8 protein-coding genes are annotated in these 7,462 nt (G+C 28.0%); all 8 read left to right on the forward strand.

Going from position 1 to position 7,462, the window contains the following annotated elements:
• The first annotated feature begins 414 nt into the window (after positions 1 to 414).
• The 8 genes from BR82_RS0113970 (at position 415) to BR82_RS17385 (ending at position 6,840) form a co-directional block, all read left to right on the forward strand.
• Positions 415 to 1,086 (forward strand): response regulator transcription factor, encoded by a 672-nt coding sequence (locus BR82_RS0113970; RefSeq protein ID WP_027090675.1) that lies wholly within the window; start codon positions 415 to 417, stop codon positions 1,084 to 1,086.
• Positions 1,087 to 1,279: 193 nt separating this feature from the next.
• On the forward strand, positions 1,280 to 2,077 hold the full coding sequence (locus BR82_RS0113975) for a sensor histidine kinase (protein ID WP_240474570.1): 798 nt from the start codon (positions 1,280 to 1,282) through the stop codon (positions 2,075 to 2,077).
• A 93-nt stretch (positions 2,078 to 2,170) separates the two neighbouring features.
• A complete protein-coding gene (locus tag BR82_RS0113980) occupies positions 2,171 to 2,926 on the forward strand; it encodes an ABC transporter ATP-binding protein (RefSeq protein ID WP_024722801.1) in 756 nt (251 codons plus the stop codon).
• Positions 2,923 to 4,827, forward strand: coding sequence for an FtsX-like permease family protein (locus BR82_RS0113985; RefSeq protein WP_027090677.1), 1,905 nt, complete (start codon positions 2,923 to 2,925; stop codon positions 4,825 to 4,827). Before BR82_RS0113980 ends, BR82_RS0113985 begins: the two co-directional genes overlap by 4 nt.
• 165 nt (positions 4,828 to 4,992) lie before the next feature.
• Positions 4,993 to 5,505, forward strand: a complete 513-nt coding sequence (locus tag BR82_RS0113990) for a TetR/AcrR family transcriptional regulator (protein ID WP_027090678.1) — start codon at positions 4,993 to 4,995, stop codon at positions 5,503 to 5,505.
• Position 5,506: 1 nt separating this feature from the next.
• Positions 5,507 to 6,280 carry a ZIP family metal transporter gene (locus tag BR82_RS0113995; RefSeq protein ID WP_024722799.1) on the forward strand — a complete coding sequence of 258 codons (774 nt, stop codon included), beginning with the start codon at positions 5,507 to 5,509 and terminating at the stop codon, positions 6,278 to 6,280.
• A 78-nt stretch (positions 6,281 to 6,358) separates the two neighbouring features.
• Entirely contained in the window at positions 6,359 to 6,532 is a 174-nt protein-coding gene (locus BR82_RS17180) for a hypothetical protein (RefSeq protein ID WP_154659623.1), read from the forward strand.
• A gap of 134 nt (positions 6,533 to 6,666) precedes the next feature.
• The gene (locus BR82_RS17385; protein WP_162832142.1) at positions 6,667 to 6,840 is read left to right on the forward strand and encodes a hypothetical protein; all 174 of its coding nucleotides are present in this window, start codon (positions 6,667 to 6,669) and stop codon (positions 6,838 to 6,840) included.
• Positions 6,841 to 7,462 lie beyond the last annotated feature (622 nt).

Genomic DNA, 7,462 nt, shown 5'->3' on the forward strand with positions numbered 1-7,462 from the left:
CAAGAATAAAAAAATTTCTGGTCCCGCAAAGACCAGAAAGATCATATGAACGTGCTATAAAACCCAAATCATGTCAACCGTTAAATTATAGAACGTCCTGACATGAATTATTATAACACGTTATTTTAGAATAACAATAAAATTTTTTGAGCTAGATGCTAGTTCTTTTTAAGTATATCTAAAATCCATATTTTTATATTTTTATTTATGAATAACAGAAAAGATGGCTGTTTTTACTTTAACAACCATCTTATCTTAATTCAATGATTTTTCATTTTCTCTTAACTTAATACCATTGGATTAGCTATTACTTTTTTATTATAGATTTGATGAAGATAACAAAATTGTAAGATTTGTCAATTAACTATAAACTGATTTTTTATAGTAGTATAATAAATAGAGGAGTTGGTAGAAATGAAAATTATGATTATTGAAGATGACCTGGCTTTAGCACATGAATTAGAATTATTGTGTATTAAATGGAATTTTGAAGCTAAATGTATTAAAGATTTTAAACATGTTGATAAAGCATGTTATCAATATCAGCCAGATTTAATTTTATTAGATATTAATTTACCATTTTATGATGGCTTTTACTGGTGTCAAAAGATTAGAAATAGTTCAGCTGTTCCAATTTTGTTTATCTCCAGTCGTGAACAAAATGCTGATAAAATCATGGCTTTATCGGCAGGTGGCGATGATTATATTGAAAAGCCATTTGATTTAGAATTGTTATTAGTAAAAATCAAAGCAATGTTACGACGGACTTATGAATATCGTTATTTAGAAAGAGAGTATCTTGACAAAGATACATATTATGATGTTATTAGCGGACGTTTTATTTATCAAAATCAAGGTTTAGACTTAACTAAATCAGAGGCTAAAATAATGAGTACTCTTATACAACAGCGTGGAAATTGGGTGACTAGAGAACAGTTGATGATGGTGTTATGGAATACAGATGAATTCATTACAGATGCAACGTTATCAGTTCATATTTCACGATTACGTAATAAATTAAATGAATTAACTAAAGGTAAAGATATTATTAAGACTAAAAAAGGAGTGGGTTATTATATTGATTAGATATTTAAAGGATCAAAAAAGGTTATTGCTCATAGGGATTATGTTACTATTGTTTATTAATATTTATTTTATTTATTTATGTGGAAGCCGTTTATATATCAATGATCTGATTTACCTTGATGTGATTTTAATTTTTATAAGTGGATGCTGGTTGATTTGGAACTATTTAAACTATCGACAGGTTTACAGAATGATGAAAATGAATGATTTTATTACTACTGATAAATTAGATAGATATTTATCAAATCAGGTGCTAGAAATAATAGAACAAAATAATAATTATTATCAATGTAATATTAATAACTTGAACATTCAAATGCAGGAACTGGTAGATTATATCTCACGCTGGTCGCATGAAGCTAAATTACCAATCGTAACTATGCGACTTATGAATGAGAGAACTAATGATTTGATTTTAAAAAAAGAAATGCGTTTAACTATAGAACGACTACAATTATTATTAAATACAATGTTGATGTCAAGTAAGCTGAGAAATCCAGAAAATGATATTAAGATTGAAAAAATTTTGTTATCGCAAGTTATAAAAGAAGCGATAAAGCATCATTCATATTTCTTGATCAATGATCATTTTACAATCGTTATAAATGTGAAAAATGAATATGTTTATAGTGATCGTAGATGGTTAACATATATGTTAGATCAGTTTATTACAAATTCAATAAAATATAGTCAAGATAATCCAAGTTTAATTTTTACAGTTGTACAAAATGATCGAGGTCTGTATTTAATGGTAGAAGATAATGGAATAGGTATTACTAAGGAAGATGCGCCATATATTTTTGATCGAGGTTTTACTGGTCATAATCTTCGTGATGGTGATTATCGTTCTACAGGAATGGGACTGTATTTTGTTAAAGAGATAGCTTTAAAGTTAGGAATTGAAGTAACACTTGATGAAACTTATACGCAAGGATGTCGATTTAAGTTGTGCTTTGTAGATAATGCGGATTATTTTTTGATAGATTACTAAAATGTTAGATTGATAAGACAATTGTAATGAAAACGATAGGATTTTAAATAATAAAATTGATAAACTTTAGTTGTAATCTAAGGAGGAATTAAAATGGTTAAAGTAGTAGAAATAAAAAATCTTGTTAAAAGCTACGGTGGTAAAGATTATCAGACTAAAGTTTTAAAAAATATTAATTTAGATATTTATGAAAATGATTTTATTGCGATTATGGGACCCTCAGGAGCAGGTAAATCAACATTATTAAATATGTTATCTACTTTAGATAAACCTACTCAAGGGCAAATTTTTATTGATGGTGAAGATATTACTAAAGTAAATAATAAACGTTTGTCAAAGATCAGACAGGAAAAAATAGGTTTTATTTTTCAAGATTATAATCTATTGGATAATATGACGTTGCAGGATAATATCGCTTTGCCATTAAGTTTAAACGGGATAAAAAGTGATGAGGTGATCGAAAGAACAAAGCAGATAGCAGCATTATTTAAATTGAGTAATCATCTAAAAAAGTATCCCTATCAGCTATCTGGGGGACAAAAGCAGCGGGGTGCAAGTGCTCGAGCATTGATTACTAAACCACGAATTATTTTTGCGGATGAACCAACTGGAGCATTAGATTCTAAATCAAGTAAAGATCTATTGGAATCACTTAAATATGCTAATGAAAATGAAAACGCTACTATTTTGATGGTAACACATGATGCTTTTAGTGCAAGTTATGCAAAACAAGTATATATGTTAAGTGATGGGCAAATTAAATGTCGTTTAAATCATAGTGGTTCACGGCAAAAATTCTATGATGAAATTTTAAGTTTACTAGTTTCGATGGGAAGTGAACAAATATGAGTTTGTTTAAATTAGCGTATTCAAATTTTAAGCGCAGTGTTAAGAACTATATTGCTTTGATCATTTCATTATCATTTGCCATTTTTATTTTTTTTAATTTTCAAAATATTGCTTTTTCTGATGCAATGAATGTTTTAAAAGAACGAAATAGCGAGTATATTTCAATTATTATTGAAGTAATTTCTATTGTACTTATAATTTTTGTTTTCTTTTTTATTTGGTATGCAACAAATGTTTTTTTATCACAACGAAAAAAAGATATTGGAATCTTTACATTTATGGGATTAGACAACGCTAATATAGCGAAGATGTATGTAATTGAAGTAAGTATGATTGGGGTTTTATCGCTATTGATTGGTCTTGGTAGTGGGATATTATTTTCAAAATTGTTTACGATGATTTTATTAAGAATATCAGATATTAGTGTTGATGTATCATTTACATTAAGTATTACTTCGATATTGATAACAGTATTGTTGTTTATGGGGATTTTTATTATCATGATTGTTAAAGGATATATTAATATTTTAAGAAGCAGTGTTTTGGAAATGTTATCAGCAGCCAAGCAAAATGAGTTAAAGGAAGAAAAAGGTATTATTTCTCTATTAAAAGTAATTGTAGGGTTGTTATTGCTTGTGGGTGGCTATTATTGTGCTTTACAAGTTGGAGATATGTCTTCATTTACTTATATTCTTTATGCAGTTGTTCTTGTTATTGTTGGTATTTATTTTCTATATAATGGAATAATTCCTTTCATAATCACAAAATTATCAAAAAACAAAAAATATTTATATCAAAAAGAACGTGTATTATGGATAAACAATCTAGCGTTTCGTTTAAAAAAGAATTATCGTACTTATGCAATGGTTACGATTTTAATGATTTGTTCAGTAACTGTTCTAGCAACGTCATTTGCTATGAAACAGCGCTATGATAATATCACACATTTTAGGAGCACATATTCTTATTCAATTATGTCAAGTAAACCATTAAACGAAGGTGAAATTACGAAAGGAATTAGTAAAACTAACGCTATCGACTATCATAACAATTTCAATTATTTAGCACTAAATAAAGATGCTGTTAAAACTAAATTTATTTATAATCAGTATGGTCTTGTTTCTTACAGTCAATTAAAACAAGCAGCAAAAGATGCTAAAATAAAATTTAATTTACCAGCATTAAAAGATGATGAAGTAATTAATTTAACAAGATTATATCTATTAGATATTTCTGATCCTGAAAATAACCCAACTATTGAAATTAATGAAGAAACATATCGAATTGTAGAAGAAGTATCTGAATCATATCTAGGTTTAATTCAAGAAAATATCAGCACATATGTAGTAAATGATGGTGTTTATGAAAGATTAAAAAGTGCTGGTCAAGAATACTACATGTATAATTATAAAATTACGGATCCTAATAATTATCAAGCTTCTATAAATTATTTAGAAAGTATAACTCAAGAGAGCTCAGATTATGTTGGATATTTAGCCAATGATCCTAATGGCGGGGATATTGCTTGGGTAAGAGTGATGTATTCGATCTGTATTTTCTTATTTTTAGTATTTATTTTAGCTAGTGGAAGTATTATTTTTATGAAGTTGAGTAATGAAGCATTTGGGGATAAAGAGCGTTATGCTATTTTGAAAAAAATAGGGATAAATGATCGAACATTAATCAAATCAATAAAAAATGAGATTCGTTTTGCTTACTATTGTCCCTTTGTTTTAATGACTGTGTCATCATATTTTTCAGTTCATGCACTTGCTAATGTGATGAAAACAAAATTATATATAATAAATATTATTAGTGCAGTTGTAATTTTGGTAATATTTTATCTTATTTATAAGATATCAGTTTTAACTTTTAAAAATAAAGTTATTAATGGGAACTAATTTAGTTCCCATTTTAATATTCTAAAAATTTAATTATGATGATAAATAATGTAAATATAAAACAAATTTTGATATAAATATTTTTACGCATATAATTTGCTCAAAGCTGTCTTATATTGTAGAATATCAATAAAATATAACGATGTTATATTTTAGGAGGTAAGGATGACAACACAAGAGAGAATCATTAATATTGCAACTCAAGAGTTTTTAAATAATGGATATCAGGCTGCCTCGTTAAGAAAGATAGCTAAAGCAGCTAGAGTAACAACTGGAGCAATGTATGGTTACTATAAAAATAAAGAAGCACTTTTTAATAGTATAGTTGAGGATGTTGGTAAAAAATTCAAAGATGATTATTTAGTTAAAGGAATAGATAAGACAGCTATTGATTACATTTATCAGAATTTTGAAATTTTTACTCTTATTATTTGTTGCAGTAAGCAGACAAAATATGAAAAATACTTAGATCATTTAGTTGATGATAAAGTGAAGCAGCTAAAAGGGCAGGGATTTGATGATAACTTAAGTCATATCATAAATCATTCATATTTGTTTGGAGTATTTGAGATCGTACGCCATCAAATGTCAAAAAAGCAGGCTGAAAAGTTTGTAAGTGAATTACAGGAATTTTATCAGGCTGGGTGGAATAAATTATTAGAAAGAAAGGAACATTAAGATGGAAATATTAATTGGAATTTTAATTCCGTTTATTGGGACGACAGCGGGAGCTGCTTGTGTCTATTTCATGAAAAATAAGCTTAATCTTTTGGTTCAAAAAATATTATTAGGTTTTGCATCTGGGGTGATGGTCGCAGCTTCTGTTTGGTCATTATTGATTCCCGCAATGGATATGTCAGAAAACATGGGAAAATTGGCTTTTGTTCCTGCGACAGTTGGTTTTTTACTGGGAATAATATTTTTGTTGTTATTAGATCGAAACATTCCGCATATGCATTTGGATAATGAAAAGGAAGGGCGAGAAAGCCAATTAAAAAAATCTACAATGCTGGTATTAGCAGTAACTATGCATAATATTCCTGAAGGAATGGCGGTTGGTGTCATTTTTGCTGGAGTGGTATCTAATAGTTATGGAGTGACTAGTGCAGGAGCTTTAGCTTTAGCGATTGGAATTGCGATTCAAAACTTTCCTGAAGGAGCAATCATATCAATGCCGTTAAAAAGTTCGGGATTATCTAAAACAAAATCATTTATTTATGGGATGCTTTCAGGAATAGTAGAACCAATTGGTGCTGGAATTACCATATTAATGGCATCATTTGTCATGCCGGTTTTACCTTATCTTTTAGCTTTTGCAGCTGGAGCAATGGTTTATGTTGTAGTTGAGGAATTGATTCCTGAAGCTTCACAGGGACGACATAGTAATATTGCAACTATTGGTTTTGCGATTGGCTTTGTAGTAATGATGATCTTAGATGTGGCCTTAGGATAATCTTTACATAAATTTAATTGCTAAAGTATAGTTTGTTTTTCTTTATATAAGTAAAATGGAAGTACAGAGGTGATTAAAGTGAAAAAATTATTAGGGGTTGCAACAAGTTTAGCAATCAGTGTAATCAACGTTAGAAGTTTATTGGCCTATAATGGTAGTGAAAATACTAATTTATCAGGAGGAAAAGTTTTATTATTTATCCCGATAATGTTAGGAATTGTTTATCTTGCTAATAAAAGTGAGGTAAAATAATTAATCCGATATTTTAAATATATGATAATTTTGATATTTAATAATTTTTTAACAAATTAGTGATATTATTTAATTTGTAAAATATGTATAATAAATATAAGGATAAACATATATTTAATAAGGAGGCAGTTGTAATGAATAAAGTTGCTTTAGTTGCGATAAGCTTATTTGTGATTGTTGAAATTTTGATTGGAGATTGCGTTATTCGAGGGATTCCATTATGGTTGATAGCACTAATTTTATTTAGTTTTATTTGGATGGGAATAATTTGTGTGAAGGATAAAGTTCAAATTAAAGATTCATATTAAAAAGGTCTTATGATTCCAATGTCGTTAATCTAACGATAATATAAAACAGAAATTTTTGAGTCAATTAAAATTTCTGTTTTTTTTTATAACGAAAAAATTGCAATATGGAGAATACTATTCTAAAATCATTATTTGACGTATATAGTGAGCGACAGTTGACGCAGCGGATCGAGGACGAAGCAATTGCAGATTTCATAAAAACAGATGAAGAATATATGTGTATCAGCAGATTTCAAAACTGAAGGTGGTACGAAGATAACCTGTACTGCTTTTACATATCTGTTGATATGCAAATTATTTTGACTCAAAAAACTACTGTTTATGCATTCGTAAATTAGTTAAAATTAAATATAACTAATTTAATTTGATAATATTTTATTCAAATTATTTTATGCCGAGAAAACTTATTTATAGTGGATATTCCTAAGTTATACTTTTTCATAAGCAAAATCTTCTTGATTTTGCTTGGTTTTAACGGTTCTTAGGAATTTGGCTCCACTGTAAATAAGGAAATTGGAATAAATTAATTTGATTGTTTGTGCCATTATATTTTGCTATTTTTTACTAATTAGCTCATATCTTTTACTTCTGTTATCCAATTTAATTTGCCAAAAATTTGTTA

It is taken from the genome of Thomasclavelia saccharogumia DSM 17460 (genome assembly GCF_000686665.1).
In the GTDB taxonomy this organism is placed as follows: domain Bacteria; phylum Bacillota_I; class Bacilli_A; order Erysipelotrichales; family Coprobacillaceae; genus Thomasclavelia; species Thomasclavelia saccharogumia.

Excerpts from the sequence above, each read along its gene's own strand:
- BR82_RS0113970 (WP_027090675.1), top strand. The coding sequence starts at position 415 with ATGAAAATTATGATTATTGAAGATGACCTGGCTTTAGCACATGAATTA.
- BR82_RS0113975 (WP_240474570.1), top strand. The coding sequence starts at position 1,280 with ATGAAAATGAATGATTTTATTACTACTGATAAATTAGATAGATATTTA.
- BR82_RS0113980 (WP_024722801.1), top strand. The coding sequence starts at position 2,171 with ATGGTTAAAGTAGTAGAAATAAAAAATCTTGTTAAAAGCTACGGTGGT.
- BR82_RS0113985 (WP_027090677.1), top strand. The coding sequence starts at position 2,923 with ATGAGTTTGTTTAAATTAGCGTATTCAAATTTTAAGCGCAGTGTTAAG.
- BR82_RS0113990 (WP_027090678.1), top strand. The coding sequence starts at position 4,993 with ATGACAACACAAGAGAGAATCATTAATATTGCAACTCAAGAGTTTTTA.
- BR82_RS0113995 (WP_024722799.1), top strand. The coding sequence starts at position 5,507 with ATGGAAATATTAATTGGAATTTTAATTCCGTTTATTGGGACGACAGCG.
- BR82_RS17385 (WP_162832142.1), top strand. The coding sequence starts at position 6,667 with ATGAATAAAGTTGCTTTAGTTGCGATAAGCTTATTTGTGATTGTTGAA.